The sequence below is a fragment of the Pseudarthrobacter sp. HLT1-7 genome (assembly GCF_059383435.1).
The window spans coordinates 1-23,317 of sequence record NZ_JBWZCH010000027.1; the positions used below are offsets into that span (position 1 = coordinate 1).

The following is a 23,317-nucleotide window of genomic DNA, read 5'->3' on the forward strand; positions in this document are numbered from 1 at the left end:
CTATGTGGTTCCCGAACAACAAACCCGTCCCCGGACGGCTCGTTGCAGGGAACAAAACCACAACACAATAACAACACCACACATGTTGTAACCACAGATTTCCCACCCCCGCGCCCAGGCGCGGCAAAGGTACGGGAGCAAGGGTTACGGCGGTCACAGCGTGGGGGAAACGCCCGGTCCCATCCCGAACCCGGAAGCTAAGACCCACAGCGCCGATGGTACTGCACCCGGGAGGGTGTGGGAGAGTAGGTCACCGCCGGACACTATTTACACCTCAGGCCCCGACAACGACAGTCGGGGCCTGAGCCATTTAACCCCCAAACCAAACCCACACCACCCCGCCCTCGGGCGCCCCGCACGTAAGTCCGTGAGGGAGTGTGGTGGCCGGGCGCGGGTAGAGTTGGTGCCCATGGATAACCTCTTCAGCCACGCCCCTGCTGACGGACCGGAGCCGGCGCAGTCATCGGGCCTGGATCCCGTCGTGTGCACCGTGACCGTGCCAGGCGCTGTCGCACGTGCCTTCGTAGGGTTCACCGAACACACACATCTTTGGTGGCCGATGGAGGAACGCAGCGTCTACGGCGCAGGCTCCTACGTTGAGTTCGAAGAACTGCTGATCCTTGAGACTGCCGATGACGGCCGCTCTGCTATCTGGGGCTCAATCGATGACTGGCAGCCACCGTTGTCGTTTCGCGCCAGCTGGCACCCCGGATCATCCGCGATATGGTCCACCGAGCTCAGGGTGTCTTTCCGGGCCGTCGAGGCGGGCACGGAAGTGCGTCTCGTGCATAGTGGATGGGAAGGCGCCGAAGACCCGGCTGCAGCGCGGGTAAACTACGAGGCCGGCTGGCCCGGGGTCCTGGATCGATTCGTGCGCTTCATGGGCGGCGCCGAGGCCTGAGCCGCGCGGATCTGAGCCGCCTGGAGCCGAGACCCCACGGCTGAGGAGCCTCCGGACGCAACCCGGCGGGTGCCGCCGACATCGAACCACCGGCTTTGCACTCCGCCGCCCGATTGGCCTCCGTTACAGGTTCCCGCGTTCGCGCGCCGGCAGATCAGGGCGGATGACACAACAGCGTCAAGCGCCCCGATCTGCACCCGCGACGCCCATGCGCCCGCGGCCTCCGGCTGGCTGCCCGCCGGGGGACGGCGCTCTAGACTGAAGACCGGATTCAACGGAAACTGGAGACCGTATGAGCATCATGGATGAGCTCACCTCTGCCCTGGGCGCAGCGAAGATCGCCGTGGACGCCTCCACCCTGGCTCTCTACGCCGTGGACCAGGCCCCGGTGCTGGACTATCAGCTGCCTCAGGCCGTGGTCCGCGCAGAGTCCGTGGCCGATGTACAGGTTGCCGTGCGTGCCTGCGCAGCCCACGGTGTGGCGCTGGTCGCGCGCGGCGCCGGAACGGGTGTCTCCGGCGGCGCCCACGCCAGCAAGGGCTGCGTGGTGCTCAGCCTCGAACGGATGAACCGCATCCTGGACCTCAATCCCGAGGACGAGACCGCCGTCGTCGAACCCGGCGTCATCAATGCGGACCTCAACGCGGCCGCCGCAGTGCACGGTCTGATGTACGCTCCGGATCCGGCGAGCTTCAGGGTGTCCACAATCGGCGGCAACGTCGCCACCAACGCAGGCGGCCTGCGCTGCGCGAAGTATGGGGTGACCCGGGACTCCGTCCTGGCGCTCGACGTGGTGCTCGCGGACGGCTCCCTGATCCACACCGGGCACCAGACCTTCAAAGGCGTCGCCGGCTACGACCTCACCAGCCTGTTCGTCGGCTCCGAGGGGACATTGGGGATAGTTGTCGGCATCACCGTCCGGCTCAAGTACCTGCCGCGGGAAGTGCACACGATCGCCGCGTTCTATCCGGACTTCCGCAGCGCCGCGGCCGGCGTCCTCGCGGTGGGCAAGGCACGGGTGCAGCCGGCCATCATGGAACTGCTCGACGGCGGATCCCTTGCCCAGCTTGACGGCGCCCACGGCTCGGACCTTGCCTCCCGGGGAGCATCCCTGCTGCTGATCCAGACCGATGGGTATGGGGCCGCGGCGGAGGCCGCGGCCATCCGGCCCCTGCTCGCTGCCGGCGGCGCCGTGGTGACCATGGAGGCCAACGCCGAGGCCGAGCAGCTTGTGGAACTGCGGCGCAACAGCCGCGGCGTGGAAGTCGACGACCAATACCGCGTGGGCGAGGACGTTGCCGTGCCGCGCTCACGGCTGGTGGACTACGTCGCAGAGCTGGAGGCGATGGCCGCGGAGCACCGGGTCCAGCTCAAGGTGGTCGCGCACGCCGGTGACGGGAACCTGCACCCCACGTTCTGGGTGGACCGCGCCGGCAATGCCCTCGACGCCGGCGCGATGCAGCGCCTCGGTGCGGCTCTGGACACGTCCATCACCGTGGCCCTCGCGATGGGAGGCACCATTACGGGGGAACACGGGATCGGCCAGTTCAAGCTCCGCTGGCTCGGCCTCGAGCAGAAGGAACCCGTGCGCGAACTGCAGCGCCGGATCAAGGAGCTCTTCGACCCTGCCGGGATCCTCAACCCGGGCAAGGCGATTTAGCCCGCCTGTACTACGAGGTCGCGCGCCCCGCGACCGTGTCCCCCGGGCGGCCTAGCGATACCAGGCGGCCACTAGTCATCGACGCCTGGGTGTCCGTCGTCGTTATCGTCGCCGTAGCGTGATTCCTCGGTTTCGACCTCGAGGATTTTAAGTAATTCGGTGTCCGGGTTGAGCATAATCGCAGCCTCGTCCCGGCGGTGGCGAAGCTCGGAGTCAATGTAGGACTGCACGGCTTCGGCCAGCGGGATGTGCCGGTTCTCCTTCTCCGACATGTACCAGCGGTGCTCCAGGATCTCATGCACGGCCTCGGCCGGCTCAAGCTTCCCGGACAGATCGCGCGGGATGGAGCGGACAATCGGCTCGAAGATCTGGCTGACCCACAGATGGGCGCTGTATTCCTCGTCCATGCCGGGATTGTTGTCCGCCCGGAAGGAATCCATGTCGTTCAGGAGCCGGCGGGCCTGGTTCTCCTGCACGTCCAGCCCGGTCAACCGCAGCAGCCGGCGCTGGTGATGCCCTGCATCCACCACCTTGGGCTGGAGCTGGATGGTGGAGCCGTTCTGGGTGGTCTTGATCGCGTATTCCTCGACGTCGAAGCCGAGTTCGTTAAGCCGCCGGATACGCGCGGACACCCGCCAGCGCTCACCGATCTCGAAGGACTCCTTCTCGGTCAGTTCGGTCCACAGCCGCCGGTAGCTGTCCATAATGAGTTCACTGGTGGCGACCGGGTCCACCTTCTCCTCGATGAGGCCGCCGTCGAGCAGATCCATAAGCTCTCCGGCGATATTGACGCGGGCGATTTCAAGATCGTACTCGCGCTGCCCGGTGGACAGGTCCGGGTAGAGCTCGCCGGTTTCGGCGTCCACCAGGTAGGCGGCAAACGCGCCGGCGTCGCGCCGGAACAGGGTGTTGGAGAGCGAGACGTCGCCCCAGTAGAAGCCGATCAGGTGCAGCCGGACCAGGAGGAGGGCCTGGGCATCGATCAGGCGGGTGAGGGTGTCCCTGCGCAGCATCTGGGAGAAGAGGGCACGGTAGGGCATGGAGAACTTGAGGTGCCGCGTGACCAGGACGGGGTTCAGCGGGCGCCCGTCGGGCGTGGTTCGCCCGGTGATGACGGCCACCGGCTCCACGCAGGGGACGTCCAGCCGTGCCAGCTTGCGGAGCATATGGTACTCGTGGCGGGCGATGTGCTCCGAGGTTTCCTTGATGGCGATGACGGAGCCGCCGAGGTGGGCGAACCGCACGATGTGGCGGGAAATGCCGCGGGGAAGCGCGGCTAGGTTCTCGGCCGGCCAGTCCTCAAGGGCGATATGCCACGGCAGGTCCAGCAGTTCCGGCGCGGTGGCGGCCGCGGTGATGCTCAGCGAACTGGAGGCCAAGGAGTCCTTCGAATCGTTGGCGCTGGCGGCTTCGTAGCGGGGCAACTTTCCGATCTGGCCATAGTCGGTGGGCTCGTCGTGCCACTGGGCACTGTTTTCCTCGGTCATGGGGTTTCCTCGCTCATAGGGCCAATTCTTCCGTACGATGGGCAGCGGCCCTAACAGGATGCCGGCGAGGAAGTTAACGCCCGACGGCGGCCCTCCGCTGGGGAGGACCGCCGTCGGGGCGTGCGGAGGGTGAGCCGGTGGGTGGGCCCACGCCGGTAGGGTTCCCTGGCCGAAGCGGAGCGAGGTTAGGGAGCCGGTGGGGACTAGTCGGCCAGGCGCAGGCCGGTCTTGGTGTCGAACAGGTGCACGTGGCCTGACTGCGGGCGGACCCAGATGGACTCACCCTTCATCGGGGGGCGGCGGCCGTCCACGCGGGTCACGATGTCGTGGCTCTGGCCGTCCAGCGTGGTGTGGCCGTAGACGTAGGCGTCGGCGCCGAGTTCCTCGACGACGTCGACCTCGACCTGGAGGCCTTCGCCCTGCGGTGCGGTCTCGAGGTCCTCCGGCCGGGAGCCGAGGGTCACGGTCTTGCCGCTGGCGACTTCGAGGACATCGTGCGGGACCGGGTAGACGGTGCCGCCGAACTGCACGCCGCCGTCGACGACCGGAAGTTCAAGCAGGTTCATCGCAGGGGAACCGATGAAGCCGGCGACGAACACATTCTTCGGCTTGTCGTAGAGGTTGCGCGGCGTATCGACCTGCATCAGCAGACCGTCCTTCAGCACGGCGACGCGGTCACCCATGGTCATGGCCTCCACCTGGTCGTGGGTCACGTAAACCGTGGTGACGCCCAGCCGGCGGGTCAGGGAAGCGATCTGGGTGCGGGTCTGCACACGGAGCTTGGCATCAAGGTTTGACAGTGGCTCATCCATGAGGAACACCTGCGGGTTACGCACGATGGCGCGGCCCATGGCCACACGCTGGCGCTGGCCGCCGGAGAGTGCCTTCGGCTTGCGGTCCAGGTACGGCTCGAGGTCCAGGAGCTTGGCAGCCTCGCGGACGCGCTCGGCGCGCTCTTCCTTGCTGACGCCGGCGATCTTCAGGGCGAAGCCCATGTTGTCCGCAACGGTCATGTGCGGATATAGGGCGTAGTTCTGGAAGACCATGGCTATGTCGCGGTCCTTGGGCGGCATATCGGTGACATCGCGGTCGCCAATGAGGATTCGGCCGGAGTTCACGTCCTCGAGTCCTGCAAGCATGCGCAGCGAGGTGGACTTTCCGCAGCCGGAGGGGCCCACGAGGACCAGGAACTCGCCATCGGCGATTTCAATGTTGAGCTTGTCAACAGCGGGCTTATCCGTGCCCGGGTACAAACGTGTTGCGTTGTCAAAAGTAACTGTAGCCACAGTTATCAATCCCTTCACCGGCAGGTACGTGCCGGACGATCCGTAGTGAATGGTTTTATATTCAATTGTCAGCACCAATCGTGCTCATACTCCACGGCCGAAACAGGGGCGTATCCAATGTCGCCGCACGGTACTTGTGCGCCACATCACAACAAGAGTATGTCAGATTTATCGCCTTAGGGCCAAAATGTCCCACATGCTTCGCCGCAGTAACGCCTCGTGGGTACGCAAGGGATCAGACGCCGACGGCGCGCTGCCGCTCCCGCGCCAGGGCTTCCAGCAGCTCGGCGACGTGGACCGGGGCCTCGACGCGAAACTGTGCCTGGGTGAAATCAAGCCCCACCTTCACGCCCACATCGCCCGCGAGCAGGTTGCCCAGGGCGTCCTCGTCGGTGGTGTCGTCGCCCGCGAATACGACGGCGGTGGCGCCCGTGGCCTGCCGGAGGAAGGCAATGCCCTCACCCTTGGAGGCGTGGACCACGGAGCTCTCCAGCACGCGGTTGCCGGTCTTCAGAAACACGCCCGGGCGGTCCTGCAGCACGGCGCGGGCCGCGGCCACGGCATCTTCGGCGACGTCATCGGCAGCCAGCCGGGTGTGCAGGACGACGCCGGCCGGTTTGTCCTCCAGCAGGGTCCCCGGCGCCTCATTCACGATTTCCTCAAGGTCCCTCCGGACGCCGGCGAGCAGCTCCCGCCGGGCATCGTCGAGGACCAGCGGGGCAGAGCCCAGGCCCAGCCAGGCTTCCGCACCGTGGCTGCCGATCAGCAGGGTCTTCTCCGGCGGGAAGGCGACCGACCGCAGGCTGTCCAGCGCCCGTCCCGAGATGAGCGCCGTCGTCGTCCTGGGCAGTTCGGTCAGCGCGGCGAAAGCGGCCGCCGAGCGGGGGAGCGCGCGGGAGTCCCGGGCGTGGTCCACGAGGGGGGCCATGGTGCCGTCAAAGTCCATGGCGACCAGGAGGTGCCCGGTGCCGGCGACGCGACGCACGGCCTCGAGCAGCTCGGGGGAGAGCGAGAGCGGCTGTTTTTCGGGGGTGACCTCAGGAGTCATCGCGGATTACCTTCTCTTCAAGGGCGGTCAGGAAGTCCGAGGACCAGAGATCGACGTCGTGGTCCAGGATCTGCTTGCGCATCGAACGCATGCGGCGCCCGGCTTCCGCGGGCTCCATGTTCACGGCCCTCATGATCGTGTCCTTGAGGCCGTCGATGTCGTGCGGGTTCATCAGCAGCGCCTGTTTGAGCTGGTCCGCGGCGCCGGCGAACTCGCTGAGCACCAGGGCGCCGTCGTTGTTGGTGCGCGCCGTGACGTATTCCTTGGCCACGAGGTTCATGCCGTCGCGCAGGGCGGTGACCAGCATGACGTCCGCCGCCAGATACAGCGCCACCATCTCTTCGACGGGGTAGTTGTGGTGCAGGTAGCGCACGGCGGTGTTCTGCATGGTGTCGTAGGTGCCGTTGATATGGCCGACGGTGCCCTCCACTTCTTCGCGGAGCAGACGGTAGTGCTCCACGCGTTCCCGGCTGGGGCTGGCAACCTGGATCAGGGCGGCGTCCTCGACCGTGACCTTGCCGTCGGCAAGGAGTTCCTCGTAGGCCTTGAGCCGGTGCCGGATGCCCTTGGTGTAGTCGAGGCGGTCGACGCCGAGCAGGATGGTCTTCGGGTTGCCAAGGTCACGACGGATCTGCCGGGAGCGTTCGATGATCTCGGGCTTGTGCGCCAGCTCGCTGATCTGCTTGACGTCGATGGAGATGGGGAAGGACTGGGCCCTGGCGATGTGGGTGGTCTGCCCGGCGGCTCCCTTGACATGGATCTGCTGCTGCTTGACGCTGGCACCGAGGAAGCGGCGGGCGGAGCGCATAAAATTTCCGGCGTCGCCGCTGCGCTGGAAACCGACCAGGTCCGCGCCCAGCAGGCCGTCGATGATCGCCCGGCGCCACGGGAGCTGCGCGAAGATCTCCGGCGGCGGGAAGGGGATGTGGTTGAAGAAGCCAATCTTCAGGTCCGGCCGCGCCTCGCGGAGCATCTTGGGGACGAGCTGGAGCTGGTAGTCCTGGACCCAGACGGTGGCGCCGTGGTCCGCGTAGTGGATGACGGCGTCAGCGAACCGGCGGTTGACCTTGCGGTACGAGTCCCACCAGGTCCGGTGGAACTCCGGCGGGGCGATCACATCGTGGTAGAGCGGCCACAGGGTGGCGTTGGAAAAGCCCTCGTAGAAGAGCTCGATATCTTCCGTGCTCAGCTGCACCGGGACGAGGTCGATGCCTCCGTGGCTGAAGGGCAGGACCTGCTCGTCGGGAGCGCCGTGCCAGCCCACCCAGGCGCCGTCAGTTTTGGTCATCATGGGAGCCAGCGCGGTCACGAGTCCGCCGGGAGACCGCCGCCAACCGTCCTGGCAGCCGGGCTCATCGGGGGAACACCGGTCTACCGGCAGGCGGTTGGACACCACCATGAAGTCATAGAGTGCATCCGGCTCCGCCGGGCCGCCGCCCGAGGACTTGCTTTTGGCGCTACCGTCCGGTTCGGCGCGTTCCGTTTTGATCATTGGTGCCCCCTGGGCTCGCTCGTGGCTCTCAACCCAGCCTAGCCGGACGGAATCTTCGGTGCTATTCGCCTGTTGCAGCGCGTGGAGGAAACTTGGAAGCGCAAGTTCCCAGTTTTCTCCCCTAAAATGATGAATTGCCACCCAATGGACCGTCCCAGGCCGATCGACCCGAGGAATTAATGAGCCCCGCAAACGAACCCCGTCAGTCCAAAGCAGAGCGCACGGCCGCGGCGCGCGAGAAAGCCCGTGAGATCCGCGAGGCGCAGCTGAAGAAGGATAAGCGCAACAAGCTGCTGATCGGCTGGGGCATTGTTGCCGCCGTCGTGGCCATCATCGTGATCGTGGCCCTTGTGGTCACCTCGAACATCCAGAACAACGCCCCGGTGGCCGACGAGGGTCCCACCCCGGCCAACGGCAACGTCTACGGTGGCGTAACATTGCTGGCCAACACCGAGGTGGCCAAGACCGAGCCTGCGACGGTCAAGATCGCCGATCTGCCTTCCGCTCCGGCCACGCCGCCGGCGCAGGTCACCGCGCCCGGCGCCGAAGCCGAGGCAGGCAAGCCGGTCAAAGTGGTTCTCTACATCGACTTCATCTGCCCCGCGTGCAAGAACTTCGAGGCCCAGTACACCGAGTCTTTGACGAAGCTCCGCACCGAAGGCAAGATCACGGTGGAATACCGTCCGCTCGGCTTCCTGGACCGCCAGTCCACCACCAACTACTCCTCGCGCGCGGCCAACGCCGCCGCCTGCGTCGTCAACGAGTCCCCGGAGAAGTACGCGGACTTCGTCAACGCACTCTTCGCGAAGCAGCCCGTCGAAGGCGGGGCCGGCCTGTCCGACAACGAGCTGAAGAAGATGGCTACCGACGTCGGCGCCAAGAGCATCGACACGTGCGTGGACGGCAAGACCTACCGTCCGTACGTCAAATACACCACCCAGGAAGCCGCTGCCGTCGGCGTCACGGGCACACCGTCCGTGTTCGTCGAAGGCAAGCAGTGGGGCAAGGGCGACAGTGCCCAGACCCCGTTCGATCAGTTCCTGACGGCCGCGATCGACGCCAAAAAGTAAGCGCAGAGCCTGGCTATGCCAGCTGCGGTCCCGGTCCCGGGTTCGTCCCGGCCGGGTCCGCTGGCCTTGGTTTCCGGCAGCGTCGCTTCCGGGTTTCCTGGCGGTGTTTTTACCACCGGGGGTGTGTGGGCTAACCTTATCTAGCGCCGTGGCGCCGGGCCCTCATCGCGGCCGGTTGCCGTTTGGTCTGCAGGAATGCCTCCTTAGCTCAGTTGGCCAGAGCACCGCTCTTGTAAAGCGGGGGTCGTCGGTTCGAATCCGACAGGGGGCCCCAACGAACCCCTCCGTTCCGGCGAATCTGCCCCGAACGGAGGGGTTTTTTATGCCGAGAAATCGGGCACGACGGGCGAAGGCCGTGACTCGAGCAGACCGCAGACAACTGCTGTGGGTGGTCCAGGCTGGCGCAGACGATTTCAGCTGACATTCAGTCGTGAATGTGGGCGGCATCAGCCGCCTGAGCCGCTCCGGATCCAGTTCAGTGCCCCGTCCCTTCGGACGTCGTCGTCGGGAACTGTTAGGAGCCGCTCGGCGAGGACGTCGCGCTCCACCAGCCCGTGCTTGACGAGCGAGCCGACGAAGAGGTGATCTTTAGCCCTGCCCGCAATGAGCTTGGCGACGCACAGATCATGGGGGTCCAGGCAATCGCTCCTCTTGGGACAGCACCCCGGCGAACGGCGTCATCTGGCGAAGGTCGATTCCACGCTCGTCCGGGCGGAGCATGGCCGCCACCAGGGCGGTGAGGTCCCCGCTGACAAGCGATTCCCATTCGCGAACCCGGCCGGCAGCATACGCGTCCCGGGTCCTGGCCATCATCTTCTTCGGGTTGTTTCGGGCCTTGCTGAGCACCGTCTGGGGATCCTCAATCACTTTCTCAGCCACCGCGCGGTGCAGCTCATAGGACACCCGTTCTTCGCGGCGCGCCAGATGGCGCCGCTTGCCTTGGCTTTCTCCAGCTGGCGCTGGATGACGGCCGGGCTTACCCCGGTCACCTGCGCGATCCGGCGGATAGGCATGCCCTCGGCCGACAGCGCGAAGACGGCCTCGGCGCGTCGCCTAGAAGCCGCGAGCATCTGCAGGCGCGATGTCTCGGCGGCCTCCGCGGCTTCTTTAGCTTCCCGGATGAGCTCATCCCTCAACGTGGTTGACATGCATGTAACCTACCCCCATACAAAAGTTGCGGGCCGGAACTTCGAGGAGTTTAGGGGCTTTGGTCATCGACGGGTGTTGCGCCCCGGCCGCCGTCACCAACTCGCCCTGGTGCCTGTCCGCCGGTGGAGGGAAGCGACCGCCTTGCGGCCGCCCTTGCTCTCGAGGCTTTCTGTCAGCTGCCGACGCCGCCGGGAGCCGTATGTGGGCTAGGGCTCGCCATTTTGAGCGTCACGTTTACGTCCCAGTCTTTATTCTTCAGGCCGATGGTCTCTCCCAACCGAAGTAGTCCGCCAGGCCCCGCCGTCTTGCATACGCGCATGGAACGAACTGCTGCAGGCGCGATGCCATCGCCTGGATCCGAGGTCTTGACGTAGCACTTGCTTTTTGCAAGTATCGAGACTGTTCACTACCGAACCCACGAGAAGGAGACCATGATGACCGCAATGTTCGTCAACCTGCCGGTGACCGACCTGGAGCGCTCGAAGGCGTTCTACACGGCGATCGGCTTTACCATCAACCCGGCCATGTCGGATCACAACGGCGCCTGCGTCGTAGTCGAGGAGGGCCACAGCTACTTCATGATTTTGACGCGCGAGTACTTCCAGACCTTCACCGACCTTCCGATCGGCGACCCGGCAGTGAACCCGTCGGTGTCGACTGCCATCTTCCTCGACAGCCGTGAGGCTGTCGACAAGGCCCTCACCGACGGCACTGCCGCGGGGGGCGCGGAGCCGCACCCCGCCACGGACTACGGCTTCATGTACCAGCGCCAGCTCAACGACCCCGACGGCAACATCCTCGAGATCGGATGGTTGGACCCGGCCGCCGCCCAGGGCCCCGAGGCCGTCGTGAACCAGCAAGCCTGAGGCGATGGCCGCACGAGACTACGGACAGTACTGCGGCGTCGCGCGGGCCTTGGAGCTCGTGGGCGAGCGCTGGGCAATGCTGATCGTTCGCGACCTGCTTGTCGGGGCGCGCCGCTACGGAGAGCTCGCCGCTGGGCTCCCCCGAATCCCGAGCAACATCCTGGCGGCGCGGCTCAAGGAGCTGCAGGAGGGCGGTATCCTCCGCCGGGTGCCGCACTTGCGCGTCATCGTTTACGAGCTGACGCCCTACGGCCGCGAGCTCGAGCCCGTCGTGCTCGCGTTCGGTGCCTGGGGCTTCAAGGCGATGGGTGATCCGCGGGAGGGGCAGGTCATCACCCCCGATTCGATGACCATGGCGCTCCGCACCGCTTTCCGGCCGCAGGTGGCGGCAACGCTGCCGGCGACCGCCTACGCGGCGCGCTTCGGTCCCGCCGAGCTGCTCATCCGGGTGGACGGCTCCACCCTCGATGTGACGCGCGGGGACGGACCGGCGGACCTCGTTTTCGCCGCGGGTCCGGGCATCCGCCGGCTCATCTCGGGTGAGCTCGCCCCGGATCGCGCGATCGCGACCGGCGTGGTCGAGGTGCTGCGCGGTCGCGGAGACCTCCTCGATCGCTTCGCGAGCACGTTTCATCTGGCCTCCTGATCCAGGCGCAGTGCCACCGCCGGCTTCCACCAAGTCATCCGCCGGGGTGCCCGCAAGGAATTCCGCTGGAGGGGGCAGGCGCCCCCGTCAAAAGGTCAGGACGAAGCGAGCGGCGGCGTGCCGGGCCGCCAGAATCTTGCGGACTCCTCACCCGGGCTCATGAGGACGACCCGGTTTCCGTCGGGGCCCTCGACGATGGCGTACCGGGACGCCCAAAACGCATCGTTGGGCGGCTGGCAGCCGGTGTAGGCCCGGGCGACGAGATCCGCTTAGATGCCGTCCACCGCTTCCCAGGACTCGACAGCGAGCCCCAGCAGCGTCGTGCCACCGCTGCCTCCGGCAAAGCCGCTGTCCCAGGTGGCAGTGAAGCCGGTGGTGCCGAACTCCACCCTCATCCCATTGGATAGCTGCGCGACGGCGTGCTCCGCGCCGGGCGTCTCAATGTCCCAGCCGAGCCTGCGATAAAACGCGAGTGCCGCGGCCATGTCTCTGACCACGACATTGATCCGGGCAAGGAGCGGAACGCTGGCCATCTCCCCCATCGTCGCTGTTGCGAGCCACCCCGACAAGAGAACCCCCACGTTCCTGGGGCGAACCGTCAACGTGCGTCGATCTGCGGGGCGCACCTGCAGAACGTCCCACAAGAGGTTCCCCGTACTGACGTGTAGTGGACCGCGTAATCGACTTTGGACATTTCGTGCTCGGCATACGGTTTCACGTGGATCAGGGGCCGAGTCCACGGCACGGTCGCTCCTGACGGCTAAAGTAGCTATAATTTTGCATTTCCTGCCCTAAAGTGCCAAAATAGCTACATTAGAGGAGGCGGCATGCTTGAAGCCAGGCAACTCGGGGCCAACCTGAAAGGCCGGCGGATCATTCTTGGTCTGTCCCAGGAACTTGTTGCCGAACGGGCTAACATCTCCAGGGCCACCCTGATGCGTCTGGAAGCGGGGGAGGGCGGCAAGGTGGAGCACCTGATGATCGTCGCCTCAGTGCTGGGAGTCGCCGAGGACCTCGTCAAAGCCATCGACCCTCTCAATAGCGATCTGGGTAGAGCCCGCGCCCACCTCCTCAACCGCCAGCGCGCTCCGAGGAGGGATTAGTGGCACGACGAAACACCCGGAGAGTTGACGTCCTGGTCAACGAGACCCTCGCTGGCAACCTGGAAATTGAGACGGATGGGCTGTCGCCAATCGAACACGTGTCGTTCTCTTACTCCGATACCTGGTTAGCTGACGCGGTGGCGTTCGAGCTCTCGCCGGAATTGCCGCTCGTACGCGGACCCCAGCGCCCAACCAGAGGGCAGGAACTTTTTGGGTCCTTCCAGGACGCCGCACCCGATGCCTGGGGCCGGAAGCTGCTCTTTGAAGAGGTTCGTCAGCAGGCAAGAACTAGGGGCGCCAGCATGCCCATCTTGGGCGAGGCAGGATATTTGCTGATGGTCAACGATGAGACTCGCCAAGGAGCTTTGCGGTTCAAGGAGCAAGGGGAGTACTTGTCTTCCTGGGGGAAGAAGGCCGGCGTGCGCGACCTTCGGACTCTCGCAGAGGAGGCACGGGTGTTCGCAGAGACCGGCTATGTTGACGAAGAAAACTCCATGCTCTTGGGGGCCGGCTCGTCACCCGGCGGCGCGCAGCCAAAGGCATGGGTGCGCGACGACGATGGCTCCATGCTCCTGGCCAAGTTCCCGAAGACTTCTGACATTGGGAATCCGCAGCTGTGGGAAATGGTGGCAATCAGACTTCAGCAGCGAGCGGGCATCCGAGTCCAGGGGTCCAGGCTCCTGCCGTTGACCGAACACTCATATATATTTCTGACGCGCAGATTCGACCGTTTCGGCGACACGCGCATCCCCTACCTGAGCGTGCGGTCAGCCTTGCAATTGGACACCTACACGCACCCGGATTACGTGAAGATCACCGCCGAAATCGCAAGAATCTCAGGTGCACCGGTCAAGGACGCCAACGAAATGTTTAGCCGGGCCGCATTCGTCGCGATGGTTAACAACACCGATGACCACATGCGTAACCACGGGCTGCTTCGAACCGGCAACGGGTGGAGGCTGTCGCCGTCGTTCGATGTGAACCCGATGCCATCCGGCGTGTCGGATACTCCGATGGTGCCCGGCGGGAGTCTCTACGACAGGGACGTTCGTGATCTTCTCGAATACACCGATGTTTTCAGACTGACGAGGGATCAGGCTATCCAGCGGCTGCAGCGTGTTGCCGACGGCATCTCCCACTGGCGTGAGGACGCGCTCAGCCTGGGGGTCGATCATGACCTCTTGGGGTACATGGGACGTGCATTTGGTAGCGAAAATGCGAATCGTGTCAGCTCGCTGGCAGTGGCGCCGCTCGTGGTCGACCTGGCCGGCGCCACTGGCCCGGGACGGCCAGCGATGAAGCACCAAGGGGAAGTCTGGATTTCTGAACACACGCGCGGAGGCAAGAGAGTGCGCGGACACTATCGCAAACGTCGAAGTTGACCGTCAATCGCCCGCAGGAGAATGTGGGAGCACTACGAAGGCGGTCCCGCCACCGGCCCGGACCTGTCGGCTACGGATCCTGCGCGCCCTAATCATCTGCCCGCGCGACTTAAAGTGTCTGATTGGGCACACTTTTCTTCAAGTAAGTGCATAATGACCTAAACTGCTTCACTGAGGTGCCTGAAATGGCGCTGCGCAGCAACGAAAGTGAACCCCGCTATGGCTACCGATTACGATGCCCCACGCAAGACAGAAGAGGAATCTCCGGCTGAATCGCTGGAGGCACTTCAGGCGTCCCGCAGTGGCGGCGCCCAGACTGCTGTTATCGACGTCGACGAGAACGACACGGCTGAAGGGATCGACCTCCCCGGCGCGGATCTCTCCGGCGAAGAACTGACCGTCACTGTTGTACCCGAGCAGTCCGATGAGTTCACCTGCTCCTCCTGCTTCCTGGTCCGTCACCGCAGCCAGGTAGCCCGTGAGAAGAACGGCATGAAGTACTGTCGCGATTGCGAAGGCTAAGGGACCCTCTACCGCGGGGCACCAACGGCACGTCAGGCACAGCAGGACTTTGCAGAGCGTCGGCACCCACCCGGGGGCCGGCGCTTCGCCGTTTGGCACTTTTTGTAGCATGCAAGGGCCTTGACCGGCTATGTGGGGTATCCGTTCACTTGGCGGTGGGTGCTGGCGGTCGCCTCAGCGACGATGCTGGCTGCCGTTCAAAGGGCGTCATTCCGACGCGCCCGTCCCGCCAGCCGGCAATTCGCCGGCCGGCGGTCGGAGGCTGTCACATGAGGCTCTGAGGATCCGGGCAATGCCGTGCCCTTCGCCGTGCCCAAGATGGGTGATGATGGTGGATCCGCCGTCGAACGCGACGGTCAGGGTCTCACCGGAAGTTCTCTTGCCGAGTGTGAGGCCGCGCAGGGAGTCCACAGCGAAGGAGAGGAAAGCGGTCCGCAGTGCCGTGGAGTGCCCCGCAAACACCAGGCGCCGGTCCGTCAGTGCGACGATTCCCGGCGCATTCCCGGTCTGACCTACTCCGATGGCCCGGACGGTTTCACGGCCCTGGAACACGGCAGAGAGGGCGCGAACCTCAGCGGCCGCGAGGGGTGGCAGGCCGGCCTGGGCCGAGGCCCGACGCACCCCGTGGTCATGGAGGATTCCTTCCGGAATGTGCTCCTGGACAGCGACCAGGTTTCCGTCCTTCCTGCCCGCCGGTTCCTCCGCCCAGAAGATGTCGGTGACATCCTTGTCTACCGCCACGGTTCCGGTGAGCCGCGCCGCAGGTCGCCTCCTGCGGAGAGAGCGGGGCACCTCGATCACCACCGCATCCGCGGCTAGGGAGACAATACGGAAACCGGCCGCTTCGACGGCACCGCGCAGAGCCGCCAGCGTTTCCGCAACATCGGCAACTACTGTCCAAATGACCGGGCGCGGAGCACTAAACATCTGCGTGCCTTTCGGCAGCGGACGACCTCCTGGCATGCCTATCCGGGGGCGGCGCGTAGGAGGCGAGGGTGAAGTGGCAAAATGGCGGGTCCATTGACCCGGGCCGGAGGGCGGATGGGCGGATGAAGGTGGATCGTCGCATGGTCGCGGCCTGTCTATTCGGTAGCCCGGCTGGCCCTGTGGGTCCCGTGGCGTTGCGTCCCCGGATTACTCCGGGTTTGCCTTTGTCGCAGTGCGCTCGTCAATGTAGAGGTCGCTGGCGGAAATGTACCACACGACCCATTGGACGTTGCCGGCCCGCGCGCTCGACGGCGGGCCGGCAACGCGTCGAACACCCCAAACGGAGCGGCTTGAGATTTCGCATGCCGGGACCATACCGTGATCACGCGCGGCCCAGGCTAACGGTTGGGCGCCGAAGCCCACGAAACCCTCGTCTCCTGGCGTCGGCGGTCCTACTCTGGAAGTGTCCGATCGCACTGGGCTGACCGCTGTAGGGGGTGGCCGAATTGAAGAAGTTTCGGGTTTGGTTCGTTGCCGTATTGATGGCTGTAGGCATGGGGCTTGTGGCGCCCGGCCCGGCGTCAGCGGATCCCTATTGCGGACTGGTCTGGGGATCGCTGGTCAAGGCTGACCCGGCGATGATCCAGTCCAGGGTGGTCAACGTGCGCACGGGCCAGCACTATTGTTTCGACCGGCTGGTCATCGACCTCAACGGGCCCGTGGCAGGCTACACTGTCCGCTACGTGCCGCAGGTGACGCAGGACGGCTCGGGTTTCGGAGTCCCGGTGCGGGGCTTGGCGTTCCTTCAGGTCACGGTGAACTCCCCGGCTTATGACGGCAGCGGCAACGCCACCTACAGCCCGGCGGACGAGAACGAACTGACCAATGTCGGCGGCTACCAGACCTTCCGGCAACTGGCGTGGGCAGGCAGCTTCGAAGGCTATTCAAGCCTTGGGCTCGGGGTCCGGGCACGGCTGCCGTTCCGGGTATTCTCCCTGGCCGGGCCCGACGCCGGCTCACGGCTGGTGATCGACGTCGCGCACTTCTGGTGACGGCCGGGCCTGAGACGCGTCAAAGTGAGTTCAGGTCCGCCCGGAGCGGGTACTCGCGGCCGTCCAGGACCAGCTGGGTGCAGCGGCGCGTGGCCGGGTTGAGGATGATCGGGGCCATAAGGTTCACCGTGGTTGCGGCGGGCGAGTGATTGAGCACCACCAGGACCTGGGGCGCCTCGCCCTGGTCCAGTCCCAGGGCCTCGAGCGCGGATGCCGGAAGCGGTGGGGCGTAGTTGGGAACGAAGACGGCCGCATCAGCCAGGAACAGCCGCACGGGGCTACCGGAGGTCGCTTCCAAGGCATACAGCCCGGCTGCGCCTTCGACGCCCCGCAGCGTGAAATCACACACGTTCTCAAGGCCTGGCATGGGGACGGTAAAAGTCACCGGGGTGTTCAGCACGGCGGTGCTCACCGAAGGAAATCCATCAGCGTGGGCTGAAGGACCCGGGCCGTAGCGGCCAGGGCCACCTGGTAATTGGTTTCCTGAAGTTTCAGGTCCATGATGACGCTGCCAAGATCCAACTTTTCTATGCCCATTTTCTGCGCATCCAAGGTGGCCTCCAAATCTGTATTGACGTTGCCGGCACGTTCCAGCTGCGCCTGCCGTGTTCCTATCTCAGCACGTCCGTTGACGATGTTGCTAAAACCAGTCTCCAGGTTGCCGAGTTGCGCCGGAGTGGGGGCCGTTCCGCCAGTCAGCGAAGCATTAATCGATTGGACAGCGTCGAAGACGGAACCGGCTCCGCTCCCAAAGATCGACTGGCCGTCGGCGTCGACCCGGACGGTCTGCGTCGCGCTGAAGCGACGTTCGACGGGGCTGAGGCCGGCGCCGTTGAAGGCGGGAGGAATGGGGCCGCTAAACGCCTCGGACGCATCCGAGTTCCCGGCAAAGATGTTGCGGCCCAGGTGCCTGGAATTGGCGATCGAAACGAGGTCCTTGTTCAGGGCCTCCAACTCGAGGGCGATGGCGTTCTTACTGCCTTGTCCCAGGGCCCCGTTTCCCGCCTGCACCGCAAGGTCCTTGATCTTGTGCATCACATTGGTGGCCCGTTCGAGGGCGGAGTCCGCCGCGGCGAGCCAGCTGTTGCCGTCGTCGATGTTCCGGCCGTACTGGGCGTTGGCGGCCAGAAGGGCTCGGGTCTCCAGTGCCTGGGCGGTGGCGGCCGGATCGTCCGAGGGCCGGGAAATCTTGTTGAGCGAGGTGGCCTTTTCCTGCAGTTCGGCCAGCCTGGCCTGCTGGGTCTGCAGCGTCCGCTGGGCGGACGCGCTCATGGTCAGGTTTGTTACGCGGTTCAGCATGGCTATCTTCCTACCAGTCCGGTGCGGTTGATCAGGACGTCAAGGGCTTCGTCGACGGCGGTCATCACGCGGGCCGCCGCCTGGTAGGCATGCTGGTTGGTGAGCAGGCTGACGTTTTCCTCGTCCAGGCTCACCGAAGCCTGGGAGGCACGGCCGGTGAGGGCGGAAGCCTGGGCGGCTGTGGTGAGAGCCTCGTGCTGCTGGGCTCCCCTTGACTGAATGCCGATGCCGGTGACGATGCCTGACCAGACCTTGTCCGGTGAGTTCGCCCCGGTGCCGAGCTGGGAGATCTTATCCGCGATGCTGGTGTCCAGGGCGCCACCGGTGGACCCTTTGAGGGCAATGTTGGCCATATCCGCTGGGCCCGAGATGCTCAGTGCAGCGGGTCCTGTGCCATTGCTGGTGAAGAAGTCGACGTTTGTGGCGCCGGAACCCGTGATGCCCGACCGGTGGACAGCGTTCACTGCGGTAGCGAGGGCCGAGGAAAATTTGTTGTAGGACTCGGCCGCTTCGGCGATGGCGCCGCCGGAGCCGCTGGAAGCTGGCGCCAGGACGGACAATGCACCGGCGAGTTCGCCGCCGTCGGGAGCTGCTACTCCCGCCGGGTTCTTCCACAGCAACTGCACCGGCGATCCCATCCGATCCGATGGTGAGCCCGAGAGGGCCATCGCCCGGACGGAGCCGCCGGTCACGAGGGCATTGCCGCCGACGAGGACATCCACGGTGCCGTCCGCCTGTTCGCGGACGGTGCCGCCGGCGAGGCCAGCGATCTTGTCCGTGAGCTTGGCCCGGGCATCGATCAGTTCGTTGGCCGAGCCGCCGGCTGCGAGGGTGGACCGGATGGTGGTGTTGTAGTTAGCAACCTGGGCCGCGGCTGAATTGACCGCTGCCACTGCGTCCTCAGCCTGGCCGCGGACGCTGGTCCACTGCGAGTCAAGGGTCTGGTAGGCGGAGGAGATCTTGGCTGTCACGGAATTGGCGGCATTCAGGAGTAGCCCTTTGGGGCCGTCCTGCGTCGGCTGGGTTGAGGCGCCCTGCCAGGCGGACCAGAAACCGTGCAGTGCGGCGGAGATGCCGTTGTCGCCGGGTTCCCGAAGGATGCCCTCGATGCCTTGCAGGGCGGAGGAACGGACACCGGCGTAGCCGGCCTGGGCACTTGTCGAACGGACTCCGCCGTCGAGGAAACTGTTGCCGAGCCGGGCGATGGCGTCCACGGACACGCCCTGGCCCGGCTGTAACGCTCCGCCGCTGAAGAGACCACGGGCCGGCGCCGATACTGAGGACTGCTCAACGCGTTGCCGGGTGTACCCCTCGGTCGCGGCGTTAGCGATGTTCTGGCCGGCCACGTTCATGCCCTGTTGGGCTGCGGTCAGTCCACGGTAGGCGGTGTTCAGGGCGCCGAAGGTACTCATGGTCGCTTCCTTAGAATTGTTTGTCGAAGATGCGGGAACCGGCGGATTCCCCGGTCTTGCCGTGCGCGTCGTAAGTGCCGGCAATGGGGCGCAGGTCGGCCAGCGACTCTTGGGTGGAGCGGACGGCGGTGCGCAGGTACTGCTCGTTGGAGTCGCGCAATTCCTTGATCAGGGCGGCCTGGCGGGTAAGCGCGGCCAAGTGCGCGGTGAGGACCTCGGACCAGGCGCCTTCCGGTGCCGCTGCGGCCAGTTCCGCCAGGGAAGCATCACTGGGCAGGCCCCAGATCTCGGCAACGACGGCGGCCTCTATGGTGCGGGCCAGGCTGGCCTGCGACAGATGCCCCAGTACCTGTTCGACTTCCTTGGTGCCGTGCTGCAGCCAGCGGGATTTGCCCGAAGTAAGCAGCAGCTGCTCTTCCTCCAGCTTAAACGTCAGGACGTCTAGAAGTTCACGCTCCCGCCATAGCAGCGCTGAAAGTTCATGGATAGCCATTGGTCCGGACGGCTCCCTTTCGGTGAATTCATGCGGTGGTGCCGGGCGTGCAGTACTCAAGGTGTGTGCTGCACCCGTCAGCGGGGTTCGTAGAAACTATCGGCCGGGGGATGTTATCCGTTAGCGAGAAAACGGCTGACAACGCGGAAATGCGGCTGACAACGCGGGGAATGGGTTTGGATACGGGGTCTGGAAAAGAATTTTGGGATTCTCCTTACCTGCGCTGCCGAAGTGGCGATAGCTACTTCTGAAGGCCCACGGACGGACTTTCGCACATCATCCCAATCACGGAGGAATCATCATGGGAATGCAGATCAACACCAACCTGGCTGCGAACAACGCGTACCGCAACCTGAGCAACACCCAGAACGACCTTTCCAAGTCCCTGGAGAAGCTGTCCAGCGGCTTGCGCATCAACCGCGCCGGCGACGACGCGGCTGGCCTGGCCATCTCGGAGGGCCTGAAGTCCCAGGTCAGCGGCATGGGAGTCGCTGCCCGCAACGCCCAGGACGGCATCAGCGTCATCCAGACCGCTGAAGGATCCCTGAACGAGGTCCACTCGATCCTGCAGCGTGTCCGTGACCTGGCAGTTCAGGCCGGCAACGACTCCAACAGCGTCAAGTCCCGCGAGGCGATTACCACGGAGGTTAAGGCTCTCGGCGAAGAGCTCACCCGTATCGGTGCGTCAACAAACTTCAACGGAACCAAACTGCTTGATGGCGTCACAACCACGCTGACCTTCCAGGTCGGTGCCGGAAGCACGGCCGCCGCTGATCAGATCGCTGTGAAGTTCATGGACATCGCAGCGGTTGGTACGGCAGTAACTACTCTCGGCACTGCGGCTACGGATGGCTTCAAGGACGCGGCGACGGCACTGACGACCATTGCCACCCTGGACACCAACATCCAGGCTGTCTCCACGGCTCGTGCGGACCTTGGCGCCAGCCAGAACCGCTTCGAGAGCGTCATCAAGAACCTGAACGTCTCCAAGGAGAACCTGTCCGCTGCCAACTCCCGCATCCGCGACACGGACATGGCAGAGGAAATGGTCAAGTTCACCAAGGCCAACATCCTGTCCCAGGCCGGCACCGCGATGCTGGCCCAGGCAAACCAGTCCGGCCAGGGCGTTCTCCAGCTCCTGCGCTAAACCGCTCCGGGCACTTTCCGGTAGCACAGATTGACCGGTGAGGGCCGGGCGGTTGGAGCAATCTACCGTCCGGCCCTTCCGCGCAGGACCCGACTTTTGCAACAGGATCCCAGCCCAGCTAAGGAGAAGCAGCCATGGGAATTTCACTGGACGGCCTAGCCAGCGGGTTGGATACCACCTCCCTCATCAACTCGTTGATGCAGGTCGAGGCAATTCCTCAGACGCAGCTCAAGAACAAATCCTTTGACGTCCAGTCCATGGTGTCTGCCCTTCAAGGCCTGAATGCCAAGGTCGCAGCCCTCGCCACCCAGGCCGCCGCTGCCGCGAAACCCGGTGCCCTGGAACTGTTTTCGGCATCTACGAGCAGCAACAAGGTGGTCGCCACCACCACAGCGTCAGCGAAGGCCGGCGCCGTCGACTTCACCGTCAACAAGCTGGCCCAGAGCCAGGTCACCGTCTCCGCCAAAGTGGCGGCCTGGCCGTACACCACCATGACGATCACCAGCGGCGGCCAGGCGGTCACGGTGTCGCCGTTGACCAGTTCGCTGGACGATGTGGTCACGGCAGTCAATGCCGCCGGTGCCGGTGTTACTGCCAGCAAAGTCGCCGTTGGCGGCGGCGAATTCCGGCTACAATTCGCTGCTAGCGCCTCCGGCAGCGCCGGCTCCTTCACCATCAGTGACCCGGGCACGGTCTTCACCAACGCCAAAGATGCCCAGAACGCCGAAATTCAGCTCTGGGCCGGATCCGCCGCTGCGCAGACCGTGACCTCTTCGACGAACACATTCACCGACGTCATCCCGGGCGTTTCCGTTAGCGTCAGCGAGGTGGGCCCTGTCCCGGTCACGCTTACGGTGGCCCGAGACAACACGGCCATTGCCAAAACCGCTTCCGACCTGGTCGCAGGGCTCAACGGCATCTTTTCCCTAGTGGCGGCTAAGAGCGCTGTCAACAGCAACGGAACGACCACGAGCGCCGGGATCTTCAACGGGGACAGCACTGTCCGGAACCTCAACCAGAAGATCCTTTCAGCTGCTTCGCTTCCGGTAGGGGCCCCCGCACGGTCGCCTGCGGAGATTGGCATCAGTATCACCAAATCGGGCTCGATCGAGTTCGACGACAAGAAATTTGCCGCTGCGCTGGCCGCCAACCCGGCGGCCGTCACAGCCAGCGTGCAGGAGATCGCCACCCGGGTAGCTGCCGCCGCGAACCAGGGCTCGGACAAGTACAGCGGCACACTGACCACCCAAATCACGGGTCAGCAAAGTGCGGTCAAAGAACTGGGCCAACGCATTTCCGACTGGGACACCCGCCTGGCCTCGCGCAAACAAACCCTCCAGCGGACCTATTCCGCGCTGGAGGTCGCTCTCAGCGGCATGAAAGCGCAATCCGCGTGGCTTTCTTCCCAGCTCGCCGGCCTCTCTTCAGGAAGTAACCCAGCATGACCGGCACCTCCTACGGCAACGGGTTGGGAAGCTCAGCCCAGCGGAGCCAGTACCTGGCGGATTCCGTGCTCTCGGCTCCGCCGGCGCGGCTGCTCACCATGCTCTACGACCGGCTCCTGCTGGACCTGGGCCGGGCCGAGGCGGCGCAGCAGTCGGCCAACTGGGCGGTCGCTTCAGAGAATCTGCTCCACGCCCAGGCCATCGTGTCCGAACTTGCCTCCTCGCTCAAGGTCGACGCCTGGGACGGGGCCAACGGCCTGTTGGGGGTTTACAACTACGTCTCCACCGCACTGATCAACGCGAACATCCAGCGGGATGCCGCGCTGACGCGGGAAGCCATCGAATTGTTGGAGCCGCTGCGGCAGACCTGGCACGAGGCCGCCGCCGCAGTTCCCGCCCAGACCCCATTCCCAGCGGCTTTCTCCGCCCCGGCGTCGTCCGGGTTAGCAGGGGCCGGCGCCTGGAACACCCAGCCCGGCAGCGGCGGTGGAAGCCTTGGCTTCGGCTGAGCGGGCTGCGGCCGCATCCGGAGCGGCCCACGAGACGGAATCCTCCGTCAGCGCCTGGACCGCCATCCTCGACGTCCTGGAATCCGCTGTTGCGGTGGCCGAACGGACGCTGAATGACCCGCTTGGTCCCCTGTCAGCACCGCACCACGCCGCCGCAGCCAGCCCGAGCGAGCGCTGGACGCCGCCTGTCCTGACGGGTCCTTTGCCCGCCGAAGCCCGCCGCCGTGCCGTTGCCCTATCTGCCGCCCAGCAGCGTGTGGCCCAGCGGCTGGAGGATGCCCGGCGGGACCTGGCACGGCAACTCCACGCGGTCTCCTCGGTGCCCGGCGTCGGAGACCCTTCGACCGCCATCTATCTTGACGTCAGCAGTTAAAAAACGTCCGGCACAAGTCTTGGGAAAAACCTGTCGCTTTTTCTCCTA

At 65.1% G+C, this 23,317-nt stretch carries 25 protein-coding genes, 1 tRNA gene, 1 rRNA gene and 1 riboswitch; of the genes, 15 read left to right on the top strand and 12 right to left on the bottom strand.

Going from position 1 to position 23,317, the window contains the following annotated elements; translation table 11 throughout:
- The first annotated feature begins 145 nt into the window (after nucleotides 1-145).
- The 3 genes from rrf (at nucleotide 146) to AC50X6_RS18150 (ending at nucleotide 2,561) form a co-directional block, all read left to right on the top strand.
- Nucleotides 146-262: ribosomal RNA gene (gene rrf, locus AC50X6_RS18140) — 5S ribosomal RNA — on the top strand.
- 147 nt (nucleotides 263-409) lie between these two features.
- A complete protein-coding gene (locus AC50X6_RS18145) occupies nucleotides 410-901 on the top strand; it encodes an SRPBCC domain-containing protein (protein ID WP_494967541.1) in 492 nt (163 codons plus the stop codon).
- Between the two features lie 292 nt (nucleotides 902-1,193).
- A complete protein-coding gene (locus AC50X6_RS18150; RefSeq protein WP_494967542.1) occupies nucleotides 1,194-2,561 on the top strand; it encodes an FAD-binding oxidoreductase in 1,368 nt (455 codons plus the stop codon).
- Between the two features lie 71 nt (nucleotides 2,562-2,632).
- Here the strand turns inward: AC50X6_RS18150 and AC50X6_RS18155 are convergent, their stop codons facing one another.
- The 4 genes from AC50X6_RS18155 to AC50X6_RS18170 form a co-directional block, all read right to left on the bottom strand.
- On the bottom strand, nucleotides 2,633-4,048 hold the full coding sequence (locus AC50X6_RS18155) for a DUF4032 domain-containing protein (protein ID WP_494967543.1): 1,416 nt from the start codon (nucleotides 4,046-4,048) through the stop codon (nucleotides 2,633-2,635).
- A 203-nt stretch (nucleotides 4,049-4,251) separates the two neighbouring features.
- The gene (locus AC50X6_RS18160; protein WP_326968933.1) at nucleotides 4,252-5,334 is read right to left on the bottom strand and encodes an ABC transporter ATP-binding protein; all 1,083 of its coding nucleotides are present in this window, start codon (nucleotides 5,332-5,334) and stop codon (nucleotides 4,252-4,254) included.
- Between the two features lie 235 nt (nucleotides 5,335-5,569).
- Nucleotides 5,570-6,382, bottom strand: a complete 813-nt coding sequence (gene otsB, locus AC50X6_RS18165; protein WP_494967544.1) for a trehalose-phosphatase — start codon at nucleotides 6,380-6,382, stop codon at nucleotides 5,570-5,572.
- Nucleotides 6,372-7,874 (bottom strand): alpha,alpha-trehalose-phosphate synthase (UDP-forming), encoded by a 1,503-nt coding sequence (locus AC50X6_RS18170; RefSeq protein ID WP_494967545.1) that lies wholly within the window; start codon nucleotides 7,872-7,874, stop codon nucleotides 6,372-6,374. Before AC50X6_RS18170 ends, otsB begins: the two co-directional genes overlap by 11 nt.
- A 179-nt stretch (nucleotides 7,875-8,053) precedes the next feature.
- Here AC50X6_RS18170 and AC50X6_RS18175 point away from each other — a divergent pair, with 179 nt between their 5' ends.
- Together AC50X6_RS18175 and AC50X6_RS18180 are read left to right on the top strand one after the other, a co-directional pair.
- Nucleotides 8,054-8,944, top strand: coding sequence for a DsbA family protein (locus AC50X6_RS18175; RefSeq protein WP_494967546.1), 891 nt, complete (start codon nucleotides 8,054-8,056; stop codon nucleotides 8,942-8,944).
- 197 nt (nucleotides 8,945-9,141) lie between these two features.
- A tRNA-Thr gene (locus AC50X6_RS18180) sits at nucleotides 9,142-9,218 on the top strand.
- Between the two features lie 350 nt (nucleotides 9,219-9,568).
- Here AC50X6_RS18180 and AC50X6_RS18185 read toward each other — a convergent pair.
- Nucleotides 9,569-9,811, bottom strand: a complete 243-nt coding sequence (locus AC50X6_RS18185; RefSeq protein ID WP_494967547.1) for a hypothetical protein — start codon at nucleotides 9,809-9,811, stop codon at nucleotides 9,569-9,571.
- Nucleotides 9,808-10,092 (bottom strand): helix-turn-helix domain-containing protein, encoded by a 285-nt coding sequence (locus tag AC50X6_RS18190; protein WP_494967548.1) that lies wholly within the window; start codon nucleotides 10,090-10,092, stop codon nucleotides 9,808-9,810. Before AC50X6_RS18190 ends, AC50X6_RS18185 begins: the two co-directional genes overlap by 4 nt.
- Before the next feature lie 435 nt (nucleotides 10,093-10,527).
- On the opposite strand from AC50X6_RS18190, the gene AC50X6_RS18195 reads away from it, so the two are divergent.
- Both AC50X6_RS18195 and AC50X6_RS18200 read left to right on the top strand, forming a co-directional pair.
- Nucleotides 10,528-10,959: a VOC family protein gene (locus AC50X6_RS18195; RefSeq protein WP_494967549.1), complete on the top strand. Its 432-nt coding sequence runs from the start codon at nucleotides 10,528-10,530 to the stop codon at nucleotides 10,957-10,959.
- Nucleotides 10,960-10,963: 4 nt separating this feature from the next.
- Nucleotides 10,964-11,605 (top strand): winged helix-turn-helix transcriptional regulator, encoded by a 642-nt coding sequence (locus tag AC50X6_RS18200; RefSeq protein WP_494967550.1) that lies wholly within the window; start codon nucleotides 10,964-10,966, stop codon nucleotides 11,603-11,605.
- A 269-nt stretch (nucleotides 11,606-11,874) separates the two neighbouring features.
- Here the strand turns inward: AC50X6_RS18200 and AC50X6_RS18205 are convergent, their stop codons facing one another.
- Nucleotides 11,875-12,138, bottom strand: a complete 264-nt coding sequence (locus AC50X6_RS18205; RefSeq protein WP_494967551.1) for a VOC family protein — start codon at nucleotides 12,136-12,138, stop codon at nucleotides 11,875-11,877.
- Nucleotides 12,139-12,432: 294 nt separating this feature from the next.
- Here AC50X6_RS18205 and AC50X6_RS18210 point away from each other — a divergent pair, with 294 nt between their 5' ends.
- The 3 genes from AC50X6_RS18210 to AC50X6_RS18220 all read left to right on the top strand — a co-directional run bounded on the left by AC50X6_RS18210 (nucleotide 12,433) and on the right by AC50X6_RS18220 (nucleotide 14,612).
- A complete protein-coding gene (locus AC50X6_RS18210) occupies nucleotides 12,433-12,708 on the top strand; it encodes a helix-turn-helix domain-containing protein (protein WP_494967552.1) in 276 nt (91 codons plus the stop codon).
- The gene (locus AC50X6_RS18215; RefSeq protein ID WP_494967553.1) at nucleotides 12,708-14,090 is read left to right on the top strand and encodes a type II toxin-antitoxin system HipA family toxin; all 1,383 of its coding nucleotides are present in this window, start codon (nucleotides 12,708-12,710) and stop codon (nucleotides 14,088-14,090) included. The genes AC50X6_RS18210 and AC50X6_RS18215 overlap by 1 nt, the downstream gene beginning before the upstream one ends.
- 219 nt (nucleotides 14,091-14,309) lie before the next feature.
- Nucleotides 14,310-14,612, top strand: a complete 303-nt coding sequence (locus AC50X6_RS18220) for a DUF4193 domain-containing protein (protein WP_104176232.1) — start codon at nucleotides 14,310-14,312, stop codon at nucleotides 14,610-14,612.
- A 207-nt stretch (nucleotides 14,613-14,819) separates the two neighbouring features.
- Here AC50X6_RS18220 and AC50X6_RS18225 read toward each other — a convergent pair whose 3' ends face one another.
- Nucleotides 14,820-15,539 (bottom strand): hypothetical protein, encoded by a 720-nt coding sequence (locus tag AC50X6_RS18225; RefSeq protein ID WP_494967554.1) that lies wholly within the window; start codon nucleotides 15,537-15,539, stop codon nucleotides 14,820-14,822.
- A 158-nt stretch (nucleotides 15,540-15,697) separates the two neighbouring features.
- A riboswitch (cyclic di-GMP riboswitch) is annotated at nucleotides 15,698-15,772 on the bottom strand.
- Nucleotides 15,773-16,045: 273 nt separating this feature from the next.
- Between AC50X6_RS18225 and AC50X6_RS18230 the strand changes: the two genes are divergently transcribed.
- A complete protein-coding gene (locus AC50X6_RS18230) occupies nucleotides 16,046-16,591 on the top strand; it encodes an AMIN-like domain-containing (lipo)protein (RefSeq protein ID WP_494967555.1) in 546 nt (181 codons plus the stop codon).
- A 19-nt stretch (nucleotides 16,592-16,610) separates the two neighbouring features.
- Here the strand turns inward: AC50X6_RS18230 and AC50X6_RS18235 are convergent, their stop codons facing one another.
- The 4 genes from AC50X6_RS18235 to AC50X6_RS18250 are packed head-to-tail and all read right to left on the bottom strand — an operon-like array spanning nucleotide 16,611 to nucleotide 19,795.
- Complete coding sequence (locus AC50X6_RS18235; RefSeq protein WP_494967556.1) at nucleotides 16,611-17,003, bottom strand: flagellar assembly protein FliW; 393 nt, start codon at nucleotides 17,001-17,003, stop codon at nucleotides 16,611-16,613.
- Complete coding sequence (flgL, locus tag AC50X6_RS18240) at nucleotides 17,000-17,890, bottom strand: flagellar hook-associated protein FlgL (RefSeq protein ID WP_494967557.1); 891 nt, start codon at nucleotides 17,888-17,890, stop codon at nucleotides 17,000-17,002. Before flgL ends, AC50X6_RS18235 begins: the two co-directional genes overlap by 4 nt.
- A 2-nt stretch (nucleotides 17,891-17,892) precedes the next feature.
- Nucleotides 17,893-19,302, bottom strand: a complete 1,410-nt coding sequence (gene flgK / locus AC50X6_RS18245) for a flagellar hook-associated protein FlgK (protein WP_494967558.1) — start codon at nucleotides 19,300-19,302, stop codon at nucleotides 17,893-17,895.
- 10 nt (nucleotides 19,303-19,312) lie between these two features.
- On the bottom strand, nucleotides 19,313-19,795 hold the full coding sequence (locus AC50X6_RS18250) for a flagellar protein FlgN (RefSeq protein ID WP_494967559.1): 483 nt from the start codon (nucleotides 19,793-19,795) through the stop codon (nucleotides 19,313-19,315).
- Nucleotides 19,796-20,096: 301 nt separating this feature from the next.
- Here AC50X6_RS18250 and AC50X6_RS18255 point away from each other — a divergent pair, with 301 nt between their 5' ends.
- The 4 genes from AC50X6_RS18255 to AC50X6_RS18270 all read left to right on the top strand — a co-directional run bounded on the left by AC50X6_RS18255 (nucleotide 20,097) and on the right by AC50X6_RS18270 (nucleotide 23,269).
- Nucleotides 20,097-20,942: a flagellin N-terminal helical domain-containing protein gene (locus tag AC50X6_RS18255; RefSeq protein ID WP_494967560.1), complete on the top strand. Its 846-nt coding sequence runs from the start codon at nucleotides 20,097-20,099 to the stop codon at nucleotides 20,940-20,942.
- A gap of 134 nt (nucleotides 20,943-21,076) precedes the next feature.
- On the top strand, nucleotides 21,077-22,387 hold the full coding sequence (fliD, locus tag AC50X6_RS18260) for a flagellar filament capping protein FliD (RefSeq protein WP_494967561.1): 1,311 nt from the start codon (nucleotides 21,077-21,079) through the stop codon (nucleotides 22,385-22,387).
- The gene (locus AC50X6_RS18265) at nucleotides 22,384-22,896 is read left to right on the top strand and encodes a flagellar export chaperone FliS (RefSeq protein WP_494967562.1); all 513 of its coding nucleotides are present in this window, start codon (nucleotides 22,384-22,386) and stop codon (nucleotides 22,894-22,896) included. Before fliD ends, AC50X6_RS18265 begins: the two co-directional genes overlap by 4 nt.
- Nucleotides 22,883-23,269, top strand: a complete 387-nt coding sequence (locus AC50X6_RS18270; protein ID WP_494967563.1) for a hypothetical protein — start codon at nucleotides 22,883-22,885, stop codon at nucleotides 23,267-23,269. Before AC50X6_RS18265 ends, AC50X6_RS18270 begins: the two co-directional genes overlap by 14 nt.
- The last annotated feature ends 48 nt before the right edge of the window (nucleotides 23,270-23,317 follow it).